The following is a 22,115-nucleotide window of genomic DNA, read 5'->3' on the forward strand; positions in this document are numbered from 1 at the left end:
GAGACGGCCTGTTCCATGGTCTCGGTGAATGCGCCTGGCGCCAGGTATGAACCTCCGGGATCCGGTTACACGGCATGTGCCCCGTGGGTCACGGGGCGTTGGTGCGTGACAGCCGACTGCCGTCGACGCCACCGTTCACAAGGGGGAACAGCCGTGATGTCCGACAAGTCCTCGGGATCGCTGAGCCAAGAGGGAGCCGCCCTGGCAGGGGAGGTCGCGGCCTATCTTCTCGTCCGGGCGGAACGGGACCAGGCACAGCGCGAGGCCGAGCTGCTGTGCTCCCGGCTGCCGTGGCTCACCACCGCTCAGACAGAGGACGTGGTACGGCGTTACGTCGAGCAGCACCTCCTGTCCACCGCACAGGCGACGCACACCGACGCCGCCCGGGCCCACCGGCTGCGCACGGAGTACGAGAGGCGCTACCTCACCCTGCGCCGCACCTTGCTGAAGCTGCACGCCGCGTACGCGTCCGCACTGCTCGTCTGCGCCGCCGCGGCGGTCACCGCGGGTGAGCTGGTCACCCGATAACGGGTCTCGATCGACCGTTCCCCGTCGTGGTTGTGCGGACGGTCATGGGCCGCTGCGGAATCCTGGCTGCTCGGAAACAGGAGCGGCACCGCATCGATCCGCACGTCGGAGAGAACGACGACCGCCTGGCCGAGGATCAGCGCTGCAGTGCTCTGAGGACCATGTCCCCGAAGCGGCGCCATGTCGCGGGGTCGCGTTCCGCCAACCTCACCAATTGCAGGGCCGTGCCGCACAGGAGCACCCGTAGATCCAGCAGTGTGATGTCCTCCCGTAGCCTCCCGGTGGCCCGTGCCGTCTCCATCGTGCCCGCGAGTGTCTCCAGGACGGACGCGGCGGCCGGAGAAGCTGCGTCCGCGAGCCTCTCCGCGAGCAGACGGTTGCGCGCCAGGGTCTCGAAGAGTTCGAGGACGTAGAGGCGGAAGCCCTTGTAGGGGTCGGCTTCACGCGATGCCGGTGCGGTGCGCTGTTCGAGTTCGACAAGGCTCAGCCCCGTGACCGTCTCCAGCAGGTCCTCCTTGGTGGGGAAGCTCCGGTAGACCGTGGCCTTGCCGACCTGGGCCCGCGCGGCGATCAGGGGGACGGAGGCCTGGGTGCCGTACTCGCGGAAGACCTCGACCGCGGCGGCGACCACGCGTTCGTGATTGCGACGGGCGTCCGTCCGCCTCGGCGTGTTGACGGCTCCCTGTCCGGATTCGGGAGCTGTGGAAGGGGTCATGGAAGCGGGAACCTGTCTCAGGGGATGGGGACGGACGGCCACGTCCATGATCTCAGGCTGGCCGCACCGGTGGGCAACCCCATGGGTGCGGAGGATGAGCTCCACCGCCCACAGCGGGTCTGCCCACCGGTGCAGTGTGAACGTGTCCCGCCAAGCTCCGAACGGCCTGGCGGATGGTCAGTCGGAGACGCTGTCGGAACTGCTGTCGGAACTGTCGGAAGGCGTGTCCAGTACCGGTTCGCCGTCGTAGACCTTTGTCACCTCGACGTCCAGAACGGTGGAGATCCGGCCGAACGTCCAGTAGTAGCCGATCACTTGGAGCACTTCGACCAGTTCGCGCTCGGTGAGGAACGTGCGAGCCTGCTCGAATGTCTCGTCGGAGACACGCGGGCGTTGTACTGCCTCGGCGGTGAAGCGGAGCAGGACGCGGTCGGAGGGTGTGAGCTCGGGGCTGTCGAGTTGCCTGGTGCGGATGAGTCGCCGGGTCCGCTCGTCGACTCCGGCCGCCTGCGACATGGGGTCGTGCTGGGCGGCGACGAACGTACTGCCGGTGTACTCGGCGACGGTGAGGATCACCAGCTCACGTGCCCGGGCCGACAACTCCAGAGCGGTGAACTGTGCTTTGGCGAGCTGCACGAACGGCTTCACTGTCCCGGCTGAATGGGACAGCATCTTGACCATGGGATCGGGCGGCAGGGAGGTGAGGAATTCGCGGACCTCGGCCGGGAACGACGCGGGGTCCGGATCGGTCAGGCGGGGCATGCTGTACTCCGATCGTGCGGGAATCAGCGGGTCTCGTCCGCGCTGATGTCGAAGCCGGTCTCGCTCAGGTGCCGGAAGCGGCCGTCCTCCGCGAAGGTGCCGAAGATCGCGATCTCCCGGCTCTGGGTGGAGCCGTCCTCCAGGGTGATGTGGAAGACGTGGCGCTCGGCGTAGGTGGAGCCGTCACGGAGTTCGTCGAGCACGGTCACCGTGCCCTTGGTGACCTGGCTCCGGACGCGGGCGACCATGTGCGCGAACTCTTCGCGGCTCAACGTTCCCCCGTCGCTGCGGTGGGTGTAGTCGGGGGAGTAGTAGCGGTCGAGGAGCGTGTGCAGCTCGTCGTCGGGGTCGGTCTCGAAGATCAGGGCCCGAAGGGCTTCGCTGATACGGGCGTTGGGCATGGCTGGGTGGTCCCTCGCGTGCGGGGTGAACTGGAAGCGGACCCTGGGGTCCGCTAACAAGCTTAGCGGACCCCAGGGTCCGTTTCCAGCGGCTCCGACGCGGATTCGGCCCCCGCCTCGGGGGCGACGACGGCCGGGCGAACCGCCTGACCGGGGCGACTCGGCACAATCTCGACCCCGTCAGTACCCCTTGCACTCCGTCGGGTCCGGGGTGCCCGGTGGGTCCTTGATGCCGATCAGTTCGGCCAGGTTCTTCCTGTACATGGACTCCCAGCCTTTCTTGTCCGCCAGGATCTTCTTCAACGCCGAGCACACCTCGTTCTTCAGGCCCGGCTGCCCGGGGAGCATCGCCACGCCGTAGTTCTCCGTTCCTGCGATGTTGTCCAACCGTCGCACCTGGCCCGGATTCTTCTTGGCGTAGCCGGCGAGAATGACGTCGTCCGAGGCCACCGCGTAGACGTTCGTCCTCTCGTCCAGCAACTGGTCCAGGCAGCGCTGATAGGTGGCGGGCGGAGATTTCATCATGGTGAAGCCAAGTCCGGGCAGCACCTTCGCGTACGTCGATTCCCGAGCGGTACACACCTCAACGCGCAGTTCTTTCAGGTCGCTGGGGTCGTTGATCGTGTACTTGCTCGACTTCTCGCGGACCAGGAACCCTCGGCCCGCCGTGTAGTACGGGCCGGCGAAGTCGACTTCGCTGTCCTTTCTGATGCTGTACGAGGCGACGACGAGATGTACCGTCTTCTTTTTCAGTTCGCTGCTCCGGTTTTCGGTTGTGACCGGGACAAGCTCGACGTCGTCTTCATCCGTGTACCCCATGTGCGCGGCGACCGCGTATGCCATGTCGACGTCGTAGCCCACGTACGTGTTCTTCTCGCCCTTCACCCGTTCGCTCAGGCCAGGCTGATCAGCCTTGATGCCTATCCGTAGTGTGGGATGCGTTTTCTTCCATGTGTGTGCCCCGCCGCCCCGGCTGTCGGAACCCGCGGCTTTACTGTCTTCGTCTTTTGTGCCCGAGCCGGAGCCGTTCGCCACGAACCAACCGGCGGTGGTCAGCAACGCCACGCACAGGGCTGCCGCCACCGCCTTCGGCCCCTTCCGGAAGCCAGGCCGCAGGCGCCTTTCCACGAGTGCCGGGGGAGCCGGGTCGGGCGCAGCCCGAGAAGACGCGTCGGGGCCGGAGCCCCTCGGCGCAGGGTCCGGTCCCGGTAGGGGTGCTGACGGGTGCGTCGCGGCCTTGGCCGAGGCCGCGTTCGGCGGGTCGCCCAGTACCTCGCGCAGCATCGTGTCCGCGGTGGCCGCGTCCAGGCGCTCGCTGGGGTCTGTCCGCAACAGCCCCCGGATCACCGTGGTGAGGGGGCCGGCGTACTGGAGGACCGGGTTCGGCGACTGCCGGATGTGCTCCTGGACCTCCCAGACCTCGCTGCCCCCGAAGGGGAGATGGCCCTCGACCATCTCGTACAGCGTGATTCCCAGCGCCCACAGGTCGGACGCGGGGGTGGGGCCACGGGAGCCGGGTGCGAAGAGTTCGGGCGCCAGGTACGGAGGTGTGCCGATGACGCTGCCGGACCGGGTCACCGGGGCGGCGCCCTCGAACGTCGCGATCCCGAAATCCACCAGGATCACCAGCCCGTCGTCCCGGACCAGCACGTTGCCCGGCTTCACATCGCGATGGACGACCGATGCCGCATGCGCTGCCCGCAGACCTTGGAGGATCTGATGGCCGATGTCCGCCGCCCTAGGCACGGCGAGTACCCTCTGCCTGCGCAGCAGGTGTGCCAGAGACCCGGCATCGAGCAGCTTCATCACGATCCAGACCTGGTTGTCGGTCTCGACCTGGTCGTAGACCGACACCACGTTCGGGTGCTCGATCTTGGCGATCGCCTCCGCCTCCCGGCGCGCCCGCTGCATTGCCGCGGCCTGGGTGCCGGCGGTCATCGCGTTGCGGTCGAGCAGACCTTTTACGGCAACGAATCGACGCAGCCGCTGGTCATGGGCCTTCCACACCTCGCCCATACCGCCGCTGCCGATCGGTTCCAGCAGCTCGTAGCGGCCCTCGATCACCACATTCGGGCGGTCGGACGCGGGTGAGGTTCCAGGGGGCGGTGTCCGGGGCCACTTCTGGGTCGCCCCTAAGTCCGCACGCGGAGGGGCGCTGCTCGCCCAGTGGTCGTCGAGGCCACCGTCTGCCCCGTCCCTGTCTTCACCTTGCATGCGCCCCCCTCACAGCCTGCACTGGACAACAGTAGACGCTCGGTCAGAAGTACGTGGAGAGGGACGAACCGCTCCGGGGCCAGGGGAAGTTCTGTGCGTCGGCTCCAGCCGCCATGACATGGGTGAGCGCGCCGGCTGTCCATCCCACCCACGCTCGAAGGGGGATGTGGGACTGACGCGTAGTGCGTTCGCCGGCAGTGGAGGATCGGGCGACGGCGGCAGATGCTCCCGGCGGTCCGGGGCCTCGCGACCTGGGCCATCGGGCCCGGCATGTCGTCTTCCGGGAGGTGCTCGACCGGGTCGGTGACAAGTCCGAAGGCCGGGCCCGAGCAGCGGGTCCGGCCTTCGTTCAGGAGCGCGCGGCTCCCGTTCCGCCCTCGCGGCGGACGATCACGCGTCCGGCGCGGAGGGGCGGGTGAAGCTGAAGCTGTCGATGTTCCCCACGCCCGGCGAGGAACCCGTCGCGATCAGGAAGACGTCGTGCACACCCTTGGTCGGGGTGATGGGGACCGACTGCGGGATGTACGTGTCGAAGCCTCCGCTGGACAGCACGGTCACGGTGCCGATCACCGGCCCGGTACGGCCGTCCACCCGGATCTCGAACTGCCGTCCGCTGTAGCCGGGGTCGTCGCCGATGCTGCCGGTGAACCAGTCACGGCCGGTGCCGAAGTCGACTCCGGTGTACTTGACCCAGTCCCCGCCGTCGAAGTTCCCCAGGACGCTGCCGGTGCCCGCCTCGTGCCGGCCGACCCCGCTGCTGTCGGAGTACCGCTCGGCCTGCACGGTCGTACGCTCCACCGCCGAGCCGCCCACCCACTTCTTCACGCCGTACTGGTAGGCGCCGGCGTCGGGACGCCGGTCCTGGTACCCGTCGGTCGCCGGCGGCCTGACCACGCCCGCCGAGCGGGCCGGGGAACCGGCCTGGAGCGAGAAGTCGTGGTTGAGCGGGTCGGTGAACAACGGGTCGGTGGAGTAGGGCAGGTTGTGCGTCTGGGAGACGTTGGCCGGGCCGTCGGTGTCGCCGATGTTGTTGGCGATGTCCATGCCGCTGTAGTTGCCGCCGAAGAAGCTGACGGCCCTGCTGTCGGTGCCCGAGGTGTTGTTGTAGACCTTGTCGCCCGAGGAGGTGTCGCCGTTGAAGAGGACCACGCCGTACGAAGTGGCGTCCCAGGCGACGTTGTTGTGCACGGTCGCGTTGAAGACGTTGTTGTCCAGGTAGATGCCCGGCGCGAGATTGCCCCGGCCGGCGAGGCCCGGACTGTGCAGCAGATTGTGGTCGAGCACGCTGCCCGCCATGTCGACCGTGCAGCACACATAGATGGCGCCGCCGTCGGTCACGAGCGTGTTGTACCCGGAGAAGTCGTTGTACGAGATGTGGTTCCCGGGGAACTTCTGCCCCGTCATCTTGTTGTCGACGTTGAGGTCGCTGCGGCCCACGTTCGCCACGGTGTTGTGCGTGATGGAGTGGTCGGAGCCGATGACGTTGATGCCGGCCGCGTAGCTGCCGAGGTAGTCGACGTTCGTGATGGTGTTGTTGGTGACGGCGTTGTGCTTGCCGGCCACCACCACGCCGTTGCCGGCGCTCCAGTCGACCGTGCTGTTGCGGAAGCTGTTGTCCGTACCGTCGAGAATGATGCCCGAGGTCGACTCGCCGGCGGTGAGCATGGCGCAGCCGTCCGGGTTCTGCACCATGTTCGGGTCGGGGTCGAGGTCGTCGTACGCGGAGACGTACCGCGCGGTGATCCGGTCGAGCACGTCATGGGTGGACGTCGCCGCCGTCTGGACGGTGGTGCCGCGCAGGCCGATGCCGACCAGTGAGGTGTAGGAGCGTCCGGACAGGTCGAAGCCCAGCTCACGCTGCTTCGCCTCGACGGTGTGGTCGGCCGGGCTGTCCCCGTCCTTCGTCCACAGATAGAGGGAGTGGCTGCCGGCGTCGTAGAACCACTCCCCGGAGTGCCCGAGCAGGCTCAGGCGTCCACTGAGGGAGTAGGTCGTCTTCTGGTTCGGGCTGAGGCTGATGCAGTTGGGCAGGGAGTCGGCGGTGAGGCTGCCGACCGAGGAGTCGGTGACCTTGGCGGTCTCGGTCACGAACCAGTTGCGCGCGGTGAGCCGGGCGCCCTTCCAGTAGCCGGCGGGCTGGGTCAGCGCCTTGTCGGACAGGCTGGTCTGGGTCCCGGACTGCGCCGTCGCCCAGTTCGGCGTGAGCGGATTGTCGCCCGGGTAGGGCCACTGCGCCTCGATGTTCATGGCGCCGTCGACGAAGACCTGATTGCCGGGCAGGCCGGAATCGATGGTGACGTCGGCCCGGTAGACGTGACCGTCGCCGACCGCCGAGGCGAACGCCGAACCGTCGATCGTCGAGTCGTCCGCCTTCAGCTGGGAGAGGTCGTCGTCGGTGACCTTGGACCAGCCCGTCACCGGGTCGGTGCCGTCGACGGTCACGCGTGCCCCCGGCGCCGCGCGGTAGGTGATGCGGGCCTGTGCGGTGCCCTGGTGGGCGGGGGCGATGCTCTCGCGGTAGGTGCCGGAGGCGATCTCGCAGGTGTCGCCGGCGGTCATGACCACGGCGCACTTCTGTATGTGCGCGAACGGAGCGGACGCGGAGCCGCTGTGGGCGTCCGATCCGGAGGGACTGACGTAGTAGGTCCTGCCGTGCGAGGTCTGCGCGCCGGCGGCGACCGTCCCCGCGGACAGCAGCACCGTGGCGGACACGAGCGCCGCCAGCCGCAGTCTGGACTGGTTCATCATTGATCCAATCGCCTATCGATGATCGGGCACGTTAGCGACGCGTGCGCGGCCCGGTCAATCTTTGCAACACTATCGATTAGATGTGATGTGCCTCGGCGGAGCCAAACGCCGGCCGCCTCCCCCGCCAACTCCCCAGGTGGCGCCCCGACCGCGACGGCCACGCCGGTGGACCGCCCCCGAAAAACGACTGTGCCCCGCGACCGCGAGGTCACGGGGCACAGCGCCGATCTACGCCGGCTCAGTCGACGGGAATCTCTCCCCGGGCGTGCGCGGCGAACTTCTCCGCCGCCAGCCGGGGATGACCCGACTCCAGCGCGAGCAGCAGACCCGTGTGCTGCTCGGCCATGTCCTTCCAACTGCCGGTGAACAGCGGGTCGGACACCACCCGCAGCGCGCGCAGGCTGGGCTCCATCACGGCCCACACCTTCGGCAGGAACGGGTTGCCGCTCGCCTCGCACACCATCCGGTGGAAGACGATGTCGGCGTCCCGGAACAGCCCCACGTCGCCCGCCGCGGCGGCCTCCCGCATCAGCTCCACCTGGGCGCGGAGCTGCGCCATCGCCTCCGGATCGGGGTGTTCCGCCACCGTACGCGCGGCCAGCTCCTCGATGACCACGCGCACTCCGCGCGCGGCGTCGGCATCGTCCTGCGACACGGTGGCCACAAAACTGCCCCGTCTCGGGATGTGCTGCGCCAGCCCCTCGTGCACCAGACGCTTGACCGCCTCCCGGACCGGCGCCTGGCTGACGGCCAGCTGGCGGGCGATCTCGGACTCCACCAGACGGTCGCCCGGCTTCAGCTCTCCGCCGATGATCAGGCCGCGCACTCGTGTGTACACCTGGTCGGACAGCAGGACCCGCGTCAGCGGCTGTCCGATGGCGCTCGCCATGAAGCCCTCCTTGTGTAGACCTCTTCGCATCCTATCGATGCTCGCGTCGATTTTGTTGCAGCCCCTTGACAGGCCGATGACGTAGGCGTTCATATCGCCTATCGATAGAAGCGAATCCGAGGGAGCGCGTCATGAGATACACCAGAGCCGCCGGTGCCGCCGCCGGCACCCTGCTCTCGCTCAGCCTGGTCACGGCCTGCGGCGGCAGCGGCGGAGGGTTCCAGTCGAAGGAGGGCGGCGACACCAAGGCCGGGGCCACGGGCACCGTGCGGATGCTCGTCAACATCACGCCGAACCTCACCAAGGACTACTGGCGCAACCTCGTCGCCCCCTTCGAGAAGGCCAACCCCGGCATCAAGGTGCAGATCGAGGCGCCCACCTCGTCGGACGGGGCCGTCGACACCACGCTGCCCCAACTGCTCGCCGCGGGCAGCCCGCCCGACGTCGTCGAGGGCTCCCACAGCAACAAGGTCGTCCCGTATCTGCGCGACCTGTCGGACCAGTCATGGGCGAAGTCGGCGCCCATGGCCGACGCGCAGCGCCTCGACGGGCACCTCTACGACGTATCGATAGGCCAGCAGGCACAGTCGCTGATCTTCTACAACAAGACCGCCTTCGCCAAGGCCGGCATCAAGAGCGAGCCGACCACCATGCAGGAGCTCACCGCCGACATGGCGAAGCTCAAGGGCGCGGGCTACCTCCCGATGCGGACGGCGGGGGAGTGGGTGACCGAGGCGCAGTTCATGCAGCTGTTCGTGCCGACGCTCACCACCTCCGACCCCGACTGGTACCTCCAGGCCGCCAAGGGCAAGCGCTCCCTGGCGAAGGACCTCGGGCCGGCCGCCGCGCTGTACAAGTCGTGGATCGACAAGGGGTACCTCGACAAGAACGCCCTCGGCACGAAGTACGCGGACGGTGAGACGAACTTCCTGTCCGGCAAGGCAGCGCTCTACCCGATGGGCTGCTGGTTCGTGGCCGCCGAGCACGCCGCGAAGAAGGACTTCGAGGTCGGCGTGTTCGCGGCGCCACAGATGACGAACTCCTCGACGCCGAGCCTGTCCGTCACCCCCGGCTCCAACTACCGGATCTTCAAGGCCGGCAAGCACCAGACGGCCGACGCCAAGCTCGTGGAATTCCTGACCACCGACAAGGCGGCCGTCGAGAGCCAGCTCAAGCAGGACACCTCGTACCGCACCGGCTACCCCTACCACCTCTCCCCGCTCTCCGACGAGGTGCAGAAGCTGCTCGACGACTCCGCCGGCGATCACCAGGCGATCATGGGCGGCGGCGAGTACCAGATGCCGGCCGGGTTCGAGGACGAGGAGGGCAAGCAGATCCAGAGCCTCTACACCGGGGGGAGCCCCGCCACGGCCATGAAGAACGTCGACACCTGGCTGAAGGCGCAGCCCAAGTGAGCGTTCACTCCTCGCCCCGCCCGGCCGCACCACCGCGCTCCCGCCGTCCGGACGGTGCACGGACACCGCTCCGCCCCCGCACCGCACGCACGCGGGACCGGCTGGCCGGAGCGGTGATGGCCACCCCCGCAGTGGTGCTGTTCACCGTGATGATGGTCGTACCGCTCGCCCTGTCCGCGTACCTCAGCCTGACGAACTGGGACGGGTACACCCCCGACCCGGACCTGATCGGCCTGCAGAACTACCGGCAGCTGCTGCACGACCCCGAGGTCCGGCACGCCGCCTGGGTCACCGGCCTCATCGCGGTCGTCGGCACCGCCGCGATCAACGTGGCCGGCCTCGCGGTCGCCCTCGCGATCGCCACCCCGGGACGGCTCAACACCCTGCTGCGCACCGTCTTCTTCTACCCGTACGTCATCAGCGCGCTGATCATCGGCTTCCTCTGGTCGGCGCTGCTGTCCACCGACGGTGCGATCAACGCGGTGCTGCGCGCGGTCGGCCACGCCGGGCTGCCCTTCCTGTCCCAGCCCGGCTGGGCGCTGGTGAGCCTGATCCTCGTCATCGTCTGGTCCGGCTTCGGCTTCGCCCTCGTGCTCTACATCGCGGGCCTCCAGACGGTCCCGGCGTCGCTCGTCGAGGCCGCCCGGCTGGACGGCGCGGGCCGCGGCCAGATCCTGCGCCACGTCACCCTGCCCATGATCGCGCCGATCGTCACCGTGAACATCGTGCTCACCCTGGTCTCCCTGCTGCGCACCTACGACCTGGTCCTGTCGCTGACCGGGGGCGGTCCGGCGGGCTCCACGCAGACCGGTGCCTATCTGATCCTCGCCGAGTCCTTCCAGAACAACGTGCTCGGCTACGGCTCCGCCCAGTCGGTGGTCCTCACGGTCATCACCGCGGTGGCCGCCCTGGCCGTCACCCTGCTGCGCCGACGCACGGACACGGGAGCCGCCGCATGAGTCCCGAACCGGGCCCCCTCGCCCAGCTGTCCGACTCCCTCGCCCCGCCCGCCGAGAGCGGTCCGCCGGTCCCCGCCGCCGACGGGCCCGGCCGCCCCACATCACCGGGAACCCGGATCGGGCCGTGGACCGTCGCACGGCCGCTCGCGCTGGCCGTCGGCGCGCTGGTGATGCTCACACCGCTATGGGTCCTGGTCGTCAACGCCTTCAAGTCCGAGCAGGACATCCGCAGCTCGCCCTTCGGGCTCCCGCTGTCCCGGCTGAGCCTGTCGCACCTCCACGACGCGCTGACCGACCCCGACTTCGACGTGGTGAAGGCGTACGGTGTCACGATCCTGTTCGTGGTCCTCGTCAACGTGCTGTCACTGCTGGTCGCCGCGCCCGTGTCGTACGTCGTCGCGCGTGGCCGCAGCCGGTGGCACACCGCGCTGCTCCTGCTGTTCGTGGCGGGCACGTTCGTACCCAGCCAGGTGCTGCTGATCCCCGTCGTCTACGTGCTGAAGTACCTCGGGCTGATGGGCACCATCCCCGGGTTCGTGCTGTTCGAGACCACGCTGACGCTGCCGGTGTCGGTGTTCCTCTACAGCGCGTACATCCGCACCGTGCCGGCCGAACTCGACCAGGCGGCGGCGGTGGACGGCGCCGGGCGGCTGCGCACCTTCTGGCTGGTGATCTTCCCGCTGATGCGGCCCGTCGTGGCCACGGCGGTGATCCTGCACAGCCTGAACGTGTGGAACGACTTCGCCAACCCGCAGATCATCCTCGGCCCCGGCAGCGGCCTCTACACCGTCACCACCGGGGTGTACGCAGCCGTCGGCAAGTACTCCACGCACTACGCGGTGGTCTTCCCCAACCTGCTGCTCGCCGTGCTGCCCGCGCTCGCCTTCTTCGTGATCATGCAGCGGCACATCATCAGCGGCCTGACCACCGGCGCCACGAAGGGCTGACATGAGCGACACCGACACCCCCGACCAGCCCCCGGTACCCGAGATCACCGCCAGCGTCCCGAGCACGGCACCCCCGGTCTGGGCCGTCCTGCAACGCCGGCTGTTCGACGACCTCGACACCGCCTGGCGGGCCTTCCGCGACCGCTTCACCGACCCCCGGGACGGCCGACTGCGCTTCACCGGCCGCATCGACGACCGCGACGGCGCCGACGACTTCTACGAGGCGTTCTTCAACTGGCCCGCCCTCTACCTCCTCGGCGGCGCCGACGACCTGCTGCCCGCCGTCAAACGACACTGGGCGGGCGTCACCGCCCAGCTCACCGAACTCGGCCTCTACAAAGACGAGTTCGAACGCGGCTACGACTGGTTCCACCAGGGCGAGGCGCTCCTGATGTTCTACGGCATCTGCGCCGCCGACCCCGCCGACGAGGACTTCCGGCGGCGCGCGCTGCGCTTCGCGGAGCAGTACCTCCCCGGCAGCCCCACCGGTGTCTACGACCCCGAGGCGCGGATCATCCGTACCCCGCACAACGGCTCCGACGGACCACGGCCCGGCCTCGGACCCCAGTGGGACGACGGCTTCTCCGCCGACCAGCCCGGCATGCGCCCCTACGGCCTGCCGCTGGAGGACGTGCCCGGCATCACCTCCTGGGACGATCTCGCGGACCCCGCACTCGCCGTCCGCATGGGCCGTCACATGCGCGACCGCCTCGGGCGCGGCGACACCGCCGTCAACCTCGCGGCCACCGCCCTGCTCACCAACGCCTGGCTCTACGACCACGATCCGCGGTTCGCCTCCTGGATCCTGTCGTACGTCGACGCCTGGCGCGAACGCGCCGCCGAACACGGTGCGCTGCCCGACAACGTGGGGCCGTCCGGCACGGTCGGCGAGGACCACGAAGGACGCTGGTACGGCGGCCACTACGGCTGGACCTGGCCGCACGGTGTGCACTCCGTCGGAGCCGCCGCGCTCGTCGGTGCCCTGAGCGCCTGCCTGGTCGGCGACGACCTCGACCGCCTCGACCTCGCCCGACGCCCGCTCGACCAGGTCTGGGCACAGCGCCGCACCGGCGTCCTCGGCGACCAGGCCACCAGCCAGCGGCACAGCTGGGAGCCACTACTCGGCGACGAGGCCGCGAAACCCGTGAACCTCCTGCCCACCCGCGTCGGCGTCCACGGCTGGTTCGACCCCCAGCCGGCCCAGACCGCCTACTGGACCTGGCTGTGGTGGTTCGGCATGCAACCGCAGGACCGGGCCCGCCTCGACGCCGTACGGGACGCGGCCGGCTACGACTGGAGCGCCGTCCGGGCCTTCCGCAACAAGGAGGAGGCCGGGCACGAACCGCCCTGGCTGGCCTATCTCGCGGGCGCCAACCCCGGCTACCCCGAACAGGCCCACCACATGGCCCTCGCCCAGGTCCGCCACCGCATGGCGCTCCTCGCGGCCGACGCCGACACGGACGACGACAGCGACCTGCACCGGTGGCAGCGGCTGAACCCCGTGGTCACCGAGGTGCTCACCCAACTGACCACCGGCGCCCCGCAGACCCTCTACAACGGCGGCCTGCCCCTGGCCAGGGTCCGCTACGACGACCTCGACCGCGCCCGCCCCGGCCTGCCGCCCGACGTCGCCGCCCTCGTCGACCGGCTCGACGCGGACCGGACCGGCCTGCACCTCGTCAACCTCAGCCCGACGCACACCCGCAGACTCCGCGTCAGGGCCGGCGGCTTCGGCGAACACCTCATCACCACCGCCCACTGGGAGAGCACCGCCACGGACCGCACACCAGACCCGCGCGACTACGCGCTGCCCGTGCCCGACACCCGGCCCGAACACGCCGACGTGCACGGCAACACCCTGCACATCACCCTGCCGCCCGGACACGAGCTGCGTCTGCGGCTCGGCATGCGGCTCCACGCGCTGCGCCCCACGCACCAGCGCGCCACCGAGGAATCCAGGAGAACCCCGTGACCGACACGTCCTCTTCCCCCGCGTCCGACCACACCGACGGCACGGACGCCCTGTCCGCCGTGTGGCCGTTGCCCGTCCGGGGCGAGACACCGGGACGGCCGGACAGCGCCGAGGTCAGGGCGCTCGGCGCGGTCAGCGCCGCCACCGCCTGCGCCAAGCTGAACGAACTGGGCATCCGCCGCACCTACATACAGGGTCCCGCCCCGCTGACACCGGGACAGAAGGTCACCGGCCGGGTCCGCACCCTCCAGTTCATGCCCCAGCGCGAGGACGTCGCCAGCGGCCTCGGCCAGGAGTACGTCGAGCGCAGCACCGCCCTGTGGGCCGTGCTCGAAGCCGTCGAGCCCGGGGACGTCCTGGTCGTGCAGGCGTACGGGAGCGCCTTCACCGGCTGCTTCGGCGACATGCTCGTCCGCTACTTCAAGCGCAAGGGCGGCGCCGGCATCGTCGTGGACGGACGCATCCGCGACGCGCCCCGGGTGCGACGGCTGGGCGTGCCCATCTGGTGCACCGGCACCACCCCCCACTACGCCTCACAGTCCGAACTGTTCCCCTGGGCGTACGACGTGCCGGTGGCGGCCGGGGGCGTGCTCTGCCTGCCCGGCGACCTGGTCGTCGCCGACGACGACGGCGCCGTGATCGTCCCCCGGGCCAAGTCGTCCCTCGTCGTCGACAGCGCCTCCGACCACGAGCAGTGGGAGGAGTTCAGCAGACTGCGCATCGACGGCGGCGCCCGCCTGTCGGACTACTACCCCCTCACCCCCGACAGCCGTGAGGAGTTCGAGCAGTGGCGCGACTCTCGCACGGCCTGACCGGCCCCCTGCGCGGGGCGGCGGCCCTGCCCCGGCTGGGGCTCGGTTGCGCCCCCATCGGCGACCTGTACGGGCCGGTCGACCCCGCGGACGCGATCGCCACCGTGCACACCGCGCTCGCCTCGGGCTACGGACTGCTGGACACCGCCCCCAAGTACGGCGACGGCCTGTCCGAGGCCCGCCTCGGCCGGGCACTCGCGTCCGTCGACCGCCGCACCTACCGGCTGTCGACCAAGGTGGGCTGGGACGTCGCCGAGGGCCGCGCCCCCGTCCCCGCGTTCGACGCCGACGGCGTGCGGCGCAGCGTGGAGGGCAGCCTGCGCCGCCTCGGCGTGGACCGCTTCGACATCGTCCATGTGCACGACCCGGACGACCATCTCGACCAGGCCGTCGCCGAGACCGTGCCCGCGCTGCTGCGGCTGCGCGACGAAGGGGTCGTGGGCGCCGTCGGGGCCGGCATGAACAGCGACCGGGCACTCGCCGAACTCGTGCGCCGCACCGACCTGGACCACGTCCTGATCGCCGGCCGCTACACCCTGCTGGAACAGGGGGCCGTCACCGGACTGCTCCCGCTGTGCGCCGAGCGGGGTGTCGGAGTCGTCGCGGCCGGTGTTTTCAACTCGGGCCTGCTGGCCGATCCGCGCCCCGGCGCCCCGTACGACTACCGGCCGGTGCCCGCCCCCGTACTGGAGCGGGCGCTGCGGATCCAGGCGGTCTGCGCCCGGCACGACGTGCCGTTGCGGGCCGCGGCGCTGCAATTCCCGCTCGCCCACCCGGCCGTGACCACCGTGCTCGTCGGATGTGTCAGCCCCGCCGAGGTCACCGACAACGCGGAGCTGACACGTATGCCGCTGCCCGAGGCGCTGTGGAACGATCTCCGGGAGGCCGGCCTGATCGAATCCGGGGCGCCGTCGCCCTGACGACGGACGTCGGCAACCGCCGACGATCCTCGAACCACGCACCCCGAACCATCCTCGAACCACGCACACCGAACCGGGAGACCGTGCCGTGCCCCTCGACCCGTACTTCGAGACGCTGCTGCGGCCGTTCAGGTCCGGGGGGCCGGCCGACCGGGCGGCCGAGGTCGAGCGGTTCTGGACGGTGCCCGAGCGGTACCGGCCGCCCGTGACCGACACCCACGACGACAAGGTGCCGGGACCGCACGGCCCGGTGCCGGTGCGGGTGTACGCACCCGCGGACGGTGCCCCCGCGCTCGGCGCGCTGCTGTGGGTGCACGGCGGCAGCTTCGTCAGCGGGAACCTGGACGTCCCGGAGGCGGACGCCGCGGCCCGGGCACTCTGTGTCGCCACGGGGTGTGTGGTGGTCGGCGCGACGTACCACCTCGCCGGGCCCGGCACTCGCTTCCCCGTGCCGCACGACGATGTGCTCGCCGCCTGGCACTGGGCCCGCGGGCACGCCGGGGAGCGCGGCCTCGACCCGGAACGGACCGTGCTCGGCGGGGCCAGCGCCGGGGCCAACCTGGCCGCCGGGGCCGCGCTGCACACCAGGGACGAGGGCCGGGCCCGGCCGGCCGGGCTGGTCCTCGTGTATCCGACCCTGCACGCCACGGCACAGCAACCGAGTGCCGAACTGGCCGACAGGGCGGCCGAGTTGCCCGACGAACTGCGCTGCCCTCCGGAAGCGGTCGCCCGGATGACGCAGGACTATCTCGGCCCCGACGCGACCGGCGTGCCCGATCACGCCATGCCGGGCCAGGCGCAGCTGCGCGGACTGCCGCCCACCTTCCTGATCAGCGCCGAGTACGACGACCTGCGCTCGTCGGCGGAGGCGTTCGAGAGGGCGCTCGCACGGGCCGGTGTGCCGACGCGGGTGCGTCTGGAGGAGAGCAGCCCGCACGGTTATCTCGCCCATCCCCTCAGCCCGGGGTTCGACCGCTCGGTGCACGCCGTCGCGGACTTCCTGCGGTCCCTGTGGGGGCGTTGAGAGCGGGGGAGACGGACACGGTCCGGGAGCCGTGTTTTCCGGGTGTCCGCCAGTGGTCGCGTGCGGAGGGGGAGCCCCCACTCACACCTTCCAGAAGCCACCGAGCTGGTACGGGTCCGCCACCTCGTCGAAGCCGATCGGCCGCAGTACGTAGTCGCACGTCAGCGTCCGGTACGGAGCGGCCGGTCCGCGTGCCCCGTAGTCGGCGGGATCGTCGTGCAGTTCGGTCGTGAGCACCATCTCCCGGTGGACCGCGCCCTCCGCCACCTGGTTCACCAGCGGGTCGTCCGCGAAGTGGATCTGGTGCGTCAGCATGTGGTGGCCGTCGTGCGTGACGTTCGCGTGGATGTGGCGCGCGCGTGAGGTGGCCTTGCCCAGCCTGTGCAGCAGTTCCGCGGTCGCCGACCCCGGCGCCGTCAGTGATTCCAGGCCCGGCACGACGGTCCGGTACTCGTAGCGGCCCTCGGCGTCGGTGGTGATCTTGCCGCGCAGGTGGTACTTGGGAAGGTTGTGGTCGACGATCCGCAGCGGCCCGGCCTGCTCGGCGGATATCCCCGAGTACCAGCCTTCGGCGTTCGTCTGCCACAGGTCCACCACGGCCCCGCCGAGGGGCTCGCCCGAGGTCGACCGCACGGTACCGGAGACGATGAGGGTCTCTCCGGGCTCGTCGGGAGCCATCGGCAGCACACCTGGATTGTCGATCTCCGGTGCCCCGGCCACATAGGCGGGCCCGAGCGCCATCCACGGGGAGGCGCCGTCCCGCTCCGGGCTGGCGTAGGCCCTGCCGTACGTGACGTCCTGCATCGGGATGCCGATCAACATGTTCGCCGCGAGCAGGAGTTCTCCCGTCTCGGCCAGCTTCGTCACCCAGGTGATGGCGTGACCCAGCTCTTCGGGGGTGATGCCGTGCCTGATCGTCTGGTCCTCGAGCGCGCGCTGCACGGCGTCGAAGACCACGCGCAGCCGTTCGTCCTTCGCGGCGCCCGCTACCGCTTCGGGAGTGACCGTCATGTCGCCTGTCCTTTCCGTGGACGTGTCCGTGAAATAAGTGACGCACATGCGTCATTTAATGGCAACGCTCTAACCGGCGCAGGTGCATCACTTGTCTCGGTATGATCGGCCCATGGCCGAAACGGGACCGGACAGACAGCTGCGGGCGGACGCCGAACGCAACCGGCAGCGCATCATCGCGGCGGCCCGGCAGGTGTTCGCCGACGAGGGCCTGGGCGTGTCGATGCGCTACCTCGCCCAGCGCGCCGGGGTGGGCGAACCGACCCTGCGGCGCCGCTTCCCGACCAAGGCCGACCTGATGGCGGCGGTGTTCGAGGACAAGGCCACCGCCTATGCCGACGCCGCCGCCAAGGCGCTCGCCGACCCGGATCCCTGGCGCGGTTTCACCACCTTCGTCGGGGCCCTGGCCTGCATGCAACTCGGCGACCGAGGCTTCACCGAGGTCCTGACCATGACGTTCCCCAAGAGCATCAGGCTGGAGGCGCAACGCCGTCGCGCGTACGAGAACATCGGCATGCTGATCGCCCGGGCCAAGGCCGCGGGCGCGCTGCGTGAGGACTTCACGCCCGAGGACATCATCCTGGTGCTGATCGCGCACGCGGGCGTCGTGGCCGGCGGCGGCGACATCGCGGACAAGCTCTCCCCCCGGCTCATGGCCTACCTGCTCCAGGCGTTCGCCGGACCCGCCGCCGGGCCCCTGCCCGCCCCGCCGACCATGATCGAGACCTACCGCGCCCTGCTGCGGATGCACGAGGACGGCGAGACCGTGACCTCGTTCTGACCGCGCACCGCGCGACGGATCGAGGGCGCAGTGATCCGGGACAAGTGACGCGGCCTCGCCGGTTGATGCTATTTTTGACTCGTAAGCCGATCGGTGCGCTGTGTCGTTTCGCGGTGTTCTGGCCGCTGGTACGTCTCATCTTCCCGTGTGATCCATGGAGTGCCCCGTGCCCCCTTCGGTAAGTGGCGTGTGTGCGTCTCTTGTGGTGCGGGGCTGAGGACTTCCCCGGAAGGGTGGTGCACGATGGAGATCGGTGCGTTCACGTTCGCCGACGTTCCGACCGGTGACGGGGCCGAACCCGCCCGGCGGATCCCCGAGTTGCTGGAAGAGATCGCCCTCGCCGACGAGGTCGGGCTGGACGTGTTCGGACTCGGCGAGCACCACCGGGCCGGGTTCGGGGCGCCGGCGCCGGCGGTCCTGCTCGCCGCCGCGGCGGCCCGGACGACGCGGATCCGGCTCACCAGCGCGGTGACCGTCCTCGGCTCGGACGATCCTGTGCGGGTGTTCGAGCAGTTCACGGCCCTGGACCTGGTCTCCCGGGGACGAGCCGAGATCATGGCGGGACGCGGGGCGCTGCTGGATTCGTTCCGCCTGTTCGGGTACGACCTGCACGACTACGACGCGTTGTTCGACGAGAAACTGCGTCTGCTGCTGGCGCTGCGCGAGCCCGGCCCGGTCACCTGGTCGGGACGGTTCAGGCCCCCGCTGCACCAGGAACTCGTGCTGCCGCGGCCGGTGCAGGAGCGCATTCCGGTGTGGATCGGCGTCGGCGGGAGCCGCAACTCCGTGGTGCGCGCGGCATCCCTCGGCCTGCCCCTGGCCGTGGGCACGATCGGCGGGACGGCCGAGCACTTCGCCCCCATGGTCGAGCTCTACCACGAGGCGCTGGAGCACTACGGCCGGCCGTCCCAGCCGGTCGCCGTCACCGTGCACGGCTTCGTCGCCGACACCTCCCAGGCCGCCGCCGACGTCTACTTCCCCGCCGACGCCGCGCTGTTCAGCTCGCTCGGCGCCGAGCGCGGCCTGCCGCCGGTCACCGCGGCGGACGCGGCGGCGAAGAACGGCCCCGGCAGTATGTACGCGGTCGGCTCGCCCGGCCAGGTCGTGGAAAAGCTGCTCCACCAGTACGACGTACTGGGGCATCAGCGGGTCATGCTCCAACTCGCCCTCGGCCCCGTGCCGCACCGCGAGATCATGCGGGCCATCGAACTGCTCGGCACCGAGGTCGCGCCGACCGTCCGTGCGGAGGCCGCCCGATCGCGGGCCAACGAGCAAGGAGCGACCCGGGCATGACGCCGCGCCGGCATCCTCGTGCGGCTCCGCCGGGAACCAGGGGGGACCGGCCGCCGAGGAGCCGTGGTGCGGTTGCCTCACCTCGTCGCCCTTCAGGCGTCACCGGCCCTGTCACCCCACCGAAACCGAAGGTGTCCACGTGAGGGCCCGTCGCCGATGCGGTCGTATTCGGTCCTTTGGTCACTTCTTGACAGGGTGCAGTTGGATTTCGCGGTTCGCGAAGAGGTGGACGTATCCGCAGCGCCAGCAGATGAGTCCGGTTGCGGTCTCGTCCGCCCAGGCGACTTTGAAGAGTTCACCGCCGGTGCTGTTGAGTTTGACTCCGCGTTCGCGGAACTGGTCGCTTCCGCAGATCTGGCAGGTGATCGACATGTCGCCGATCGATGCCTTGACCGGTTTGGCCATCGGTCCGTCCCCCCCTGTCGGCTCGTTCGCCGTCGTCCGTGCAGGAGATCATGGACGTGGCGGGAAATGACGGGAGTTGAGCAACATCTGAGGGCAGATCGCCGGGCCGCCGCCGCGCCGTCACGGCACTCGGGTTCACCCGCTCGCCCTGACCTTGTCGGTGTTCACAGGAGCAGGACCAACATCACCGCCATGCCCACGGCCATCGCCGCGTGGCAGGCGGGTTCGGCCGCCTCGTTGGGGATGAGCGCGACGGTGCCGCGCACCGCCGGCGTGACGGCACGCCCTCGGTCGAACGCCCGGGACAGCCACAGCAGTCCGAGCGCGACGAGGACGACGGCCAGGAGACCGGCGGTCCACTGCCGGCCCGCCTGGGTCAGGGACATGGCACTGAGCGCACCCGGACCGGACATCTCCATTCCCGGCATGTCGTGGCCGGCGCCCTGGGCGCCGGAGGACATTGCTGGTCCGTCCATCACCGCCACCATCCAGGCCATGGCCACCATCATGGCGATGTGCGGCAGCGCGGCCAGGAGCCCGGCCGCGCGCGAATCCGTCCCCGAGGGGCGCACCGTCGCGGCGGCCACGAACCACAGCGCACCGGCCGAGAAGACGAGGATCTGCGGATCGGCGGGAAGACCCATGCCCCAGGGCCAGGCCATCGCGGCCATCAGCGCGCCCATGACGGCGTGGAAGGTGTGGCCCACGCGGTTCGGGACCGTTCGACCCGGTGTCGCCGCCAGCCACAGCGCGTTGAGGGTGGGGAGGACAAGAAGCACGGTGAGGATCCATCTCAGGCCGGTCGCGGTGATCACGCGGCCGCCTCCGTTCGCGCGGCACGGCGCCGGCGCACCGAGCCGAGGACGCAGTCCACGACGACGAAGCACAGCAGGGGCAGGCCGAACAGCGGTATGTAGTAGCCGATCACGGCGGTGACCAGGACGGCGGGCGCGAGGAACCAGCCCGGCACCCTCCGCCAGGCACCTCGCGCGGGCGCCCGCCCGACCGCGAACCCTTCTCCGCGAGTGGGCCTGCGCAGCCACCACATGCGGTAGCCCCACAGGAGCATGCCGATGAGGGCGACGGCGAGCAGCGCCAGGACGATCTGGTTGGCCAGGCCGAAGAGGATGCCCATGTGGGCGTCGATGCCCCAGCTGGTCATCTTGGCCAGGAGGGGGTAGTCGGCCCAGTTCGCCCGGTCCGTGATCCTGCCGGTGGCGGGGTCGACGGCCACGGCGTCATGGCGCTCGGGCCAGCTGCGCGTGTTCTCCTTGACCACGTACGTGGCCTGGTCTTCGGTCGGCGGCGACACGTTCAGCACGCCGCGCAGTCCGGCCGCGTGCGCGGAGGCCACGACCTCGTCGACGCCCACGTCGTTCGCCGGTCCCGACCCGGCACCGGGCTTCTTCTCTGCGGTGGGACCGGGCAGGCTGGTGGAGATGGCCGGGCTGGGACCGGCCAGCGCCGACTGGATCTCCCCGATACTCGCTCCGGCATGCACGGACCAGGTCATGCCGGTGCCGGAGCCGGGCAGAGGGCGTCACGGCGCCTGTGCACGGACGGGCGGTTGATCGGTGCGGGCAGGGCCGACAGCAGCCGCAGCGGGGCCGCCAGCCAGGCCGCCGCGGCTCTGAGGACGCGGAACACGGCCCGCTCGCCATGGGCCAGCCACAGCCCGCACAGCACCGCGGCCAGCAGGTGGGCGGCGAACATGCCGACCGAGGTCGTACCGCTCATGCCGGCCATGTCGTGCATGTGCCCGACACCGGCCATGCCGTGCACCGCGTGCGCGGTCGACCCCATGTCCATGGCGCCCATGGAGCCCGTGTCCATCAACCCCATGTCCATCGACCCCGTCGAGCCCATGCCCACGGTGCTCGTGCCCGTCGAGCCATCGGCGCCGGGCACGACGGCCAGGTCGGGCGCGGACGCGAGGTTCTGCGCCTGGGTGAACGTCTCGTGGAGCACCGCCTGCGCGGCGGTCACGACCACGACGATCGACCTGCGGCCACGTTCCCGGCCCGCCAGCAGCCATCCGGCCGCGCCGGTCCCGGCCGCACCGGCGCTCACGGCCCACCAGGGCACGGCAGTTCCCGACATGGTCGCGTGCCCGAGGGCGGCAAGCAGCACGCAGACGGCGGCGAACACACCGGCCCGCACCGCTCGGCACCACCCTCGGACAGTCATAGCCCGCTCATCCTCGCACCCGGAGCCCGATCGTCGTCAGAGAGTACGTACGAACTCCCGCCCCTCGACTCATCGCCTGCGCGATGACACAGTTCACACGAGTCACGCGGGAACTCCGGGATCGAGGCGAGC

General features: G+C 70.2%; 21 protein-coding genes. 10 read left to right on the forward strand and 11 right to left on the reverse strand.

Annotated elements, in window-relative coordinates:
* Window positions 1-156 precede the first annotated feature (156 nt).
* On the forward strand, window positions 157-528 hold the full coding sequence (locus AB0F77_RS20215) for a hypothetical protein (RefSeq protein ID WP_361950086.1): 372 nt from the start codon (window positions 157-159) through the stop codon (window positions 526-528).
* 136 nt (window positions 529-664) lie between these two features.
* On the opposite strand, the gene AB0F77_RS20220 is transcribed toward AB0F77_RS20215, so the two are convergent.
* The 6 genes from AB0F77_RS20220 to AB0F77_RS20245 form a co-directional block, all read right to left on the reverse strand.
* Window positions 665-1,243: a helix-turn-helix domain-containing protein gene (locus AB0F77_RS20220; RefSeq protein ID WP_361950089.1), complete on the reverse strand. Its 579-nt coding sequence runs from the start codon at window positions 1,241-1,243 to the stop codon at window positions 665-667.
* Between the two features lie 177 nt (window positions 1,244-1,420).
* Window positions 1,421-2,005 carry a hypothetical protein gene (locus AB0F77_RS20225; RefSeq protein WP_361950092.1) on the reverse strand — a complete coding sequence of 195 codons (585 nt, stop codon included), beginning with the start codon at window positions 2,003-2,005 and terminating at the stop codon, window positions 1,421-1,423.
* A gap of 23 nt (window positions 2,006-2,028) precedes the next feature.
* Window positions 2,029-2,406, reverse strand: coding sequence for a nuclear transport factor 2 family protein (locus tag AB0F77_RS20230; protein WP_361950095.1), 378 nt, complete (start codon window positions 2,404-2,406; stop codon window positions 2,029-2,031).
* Window positions 2,407-2,586: 180 nt separating this feature from the next.
* Window positions 2,587-4,470: a serine/threonine-protein kinase gene (locus tag AB0F77_RS20235; protein WP_361950308.1), complete on the reverse strand. Its 1,884-nt coding sequence runs from the start codon at window positions 4,468-4,470 to the stop codon at window positions 2,587-2,589.
* Between the two features lie 540 nt (window positions 4,471-5,010).
* Window positions 5,011-7,365: a carbohydrate-binding protein gene (locus AB0F77_RS20240; RefSeq protein ID WP_361950098.1), complete on the reverse strand. Its 2,355-nt coding sequence runs from the start codon at window positions 7,363-7,365 to the stop codon at window positions 5,011-5,013.
* 241 nt (window positions 7,366-7,606) lie between these two features.
* Window positions 7,607-8,257: a GntR family transcriptional regulator gene (locus tag AB0F77_RS20245; RefSeq protein WP_361950101.1), complete on the reverse strand. Its 651-nt coding sequence runs from the start codon at window positions 8,255-8,257 to the stop codon at window positions 7,607-7,609.
* A gap of 131 nt (window positions 8,258-8,388) precedes the next feature.
* Between AB0F77_RS20245 and AB0F77_RS20250 the strand changes: the two genes are divergently transcribed.
* From AB0F77_RS20250 to AB0F77_RS20280, 7 genes are all read left to right on the forward strand, one after another.
* Window positions 8,389-9,672 carry an extracellular solute-binding protein gene (locus tag AB0F77_RS20250; RefSeq protein WP_361950104.1) on the forward strand — a complete coding sequence of 428 codons (1,284 nt, stop codon included), beginning with the start codon at window positions 8,389-8,391 and terminating at the stop codon, window positions 9,670-9,672.
* A 116-nt stretch (window positions 9,673-9,788) separates the two neighbouring features.
* Window positions 9,789-10,631 (forward strand): sugar ABC transporter permease, encoded by an 843-nt coding sequence (locus AB0F77_RS20255; protein WP_361950107.1) that lies wholly within the window; start codon window positions 9,789-9,791, stop codon window positions 10,629-10,631.
* Window positions 10,628-11,578, forward strand: coding sequence for a carbohydrate ABC transporter permease (locus tag AB0F77_RS20260; protein WP_361950110.1), 951 nt, complete (start codon window positions 10,628-10,630; stop codon window positions 11,576-11,578). Before AB0F77_RS20255 ends, AB0F77_RS20260 begins: the two co-directional genes overlap by 4 nt.
* Window position 11,579: 1 nt before the next feature.
* A complete protein-coding gene (locus AB0F77_RS20265) occupies window positions 11,580-13,550 on the forward strand; it encodes a hypothetical protein (RefSeq protein WP_361950113.1) in 1,971 nt (656 codons plus the stop codon).
* A 68-nt stretch (window positions 13,551-13,618) separates the two neighbouring features.
* On the forward strand, window positions 13,619-14,362 hold the full coding sequence (locus AB0F77_RS20270; RefSeq protein ID WP_361950311.1) for a ribonuclease activity regulator RraA: 744 nt from the start codon (window positions 13,619-13,621) through the stop codon (window positions 14,360-14,362).
* The gene (locus tag AB0F77_RS20275) at window positions 14,338-15,282 is read left to right on the forward strand and encodes an aldo/keto reductase (RefSeq protein WP_361950116.1); all 945 of its coding nucleotides are present in this window, start codon (window positions 14,338-14,340) and stop codon (window positions 15,280-15,282) included. The genes AB0F77_RS20270 and AB0F77_RS20275 overlap by 25 nt, the downstream gene beginning before the upstream one ends.
* An 88-nt stretch (window positions 15,283-15,370) precedes the next feature.
* Window positions 15,371-16,306, forward strand: coding sequence for an alpha/beta hydrolase (locus tag AB0F77_RS20280; protein WP_361950118.1), 936 nt, complete (start codon window positions 15,371-15,373; stop codon window positions 16,304-16,306).
* An 81-nt stretch (window positions 16,307-16,387) separates the two neighbouring features.
* Here AB0F77_RS20280 and AB0F77_RS20285 read toward each other — a convergent pair whose 3' ends face one another.
* Window positions 16,388-17,317, reverse strand: coding sequence for a catechol 1,2-dioxygenase (locus tag AB0F77_RS20285; RefSeq protein ID WP_361950121.1), 930 nt, complete (start codon window positions 17,315-17,317; stop codon window positions 16,388-16,390).
* A gap of 112 nt (window positions 17,318-17,429) precedes the next feature.
* Here AB0F77_RS20285 and AB0F77_RS20290 point away from each other — a divergent pair, with 112 nt between their 5' ends.
* A complete protein-coding gene (locus tag AB0F77_RS20290; protein ID WP_361950124.1) occupies window positions 17,430-18,098 on the forward strand; it encodes a helix-turn-helix domain-containing protein in 669 nt (222 codons plus the stop codon).
* Between the two features lie 243 nt (window positions 18,099-18,341).
* Window positions 18,342-19,391: an LLM class flavin-dependent oxidoreductase gene (locus tag AB0F77_RS20295; RefSeq protein WP_361950127.1), complete on the forward strand. Its 1,050-nt coding sequence runs from the start codon at window positions 18,342-18,344 to the stop codon at window positions 19,389-19,391.
* Between the two features lie 180 nt (window positions 19,392-19,571).
* Here AB0F77_RS20295 and AB0F77_RS20300 read toward each other — a convergent pair whose 3' ends face one another.
* From AB0F77_RS20300 to AB0F77_RS20315, 4 genes are all read right to left on the reverse strand, one after another.
* Window positions 19,572-19,796, reverse strand: a complete 225-nt coding sequence (locus AB0F77_RS20300; RefSeq protein ID WP_361950130.1) for a hypothetical protein — start codon at window positions 19,794-19,796, stop codon at window positions 19,572-19,574.
* A 164-nt stretch (window positions 19,797-19,960) separates the two neighbouring features.
* Window positions 19,961-20,611 (reverse strand): DUF5134 domain-containing protein, encoded by a 651-nt coding sequence (locus AB0F77_RS20305; protein ID WP_361950133.1) that lies wholly within the window; start codon window positions 20,609-20,611, stop codon window positions 19,961-19,963.
* Entirely contained in the window at window positions 20,608-21,309 is a 702-nt protein-coding gene (locus AB0F77_RS20310; protein WP_361950136.1) for a PepSY domain-containing protein, read from the reverse strand. The genes AB0F77_RS20305 and AB0F77_RS20310 overlap by 4 nt, the downstream gene beginning before the upstream one ends.
* Window positions 21,306-21,983, reverse strand: coding sequence for a hypothetical protein (locus AB0F77_RS20315; RefSeq protein WP_361950139.1), 678 nt, complete (start codon window positions 21,981-21,983; stop codon window positions 21,306-21,308). Before AB0F77_RS20315 ends, AB0F77_RS20310 begins: the two co-directional genes overlap by 4 nt.
* Window positions 21,984-22,115 lie beyond the last annotated feature (132 nt).

The organism is Streptomyces sp. NPDC026672 (assembly GCF_040638185.1).
Classification (GTDB): Bacteria; Actinomycetota; Actinomycetes; order Streptomycetales; family Streptomycetaceae; genus Streptomyces.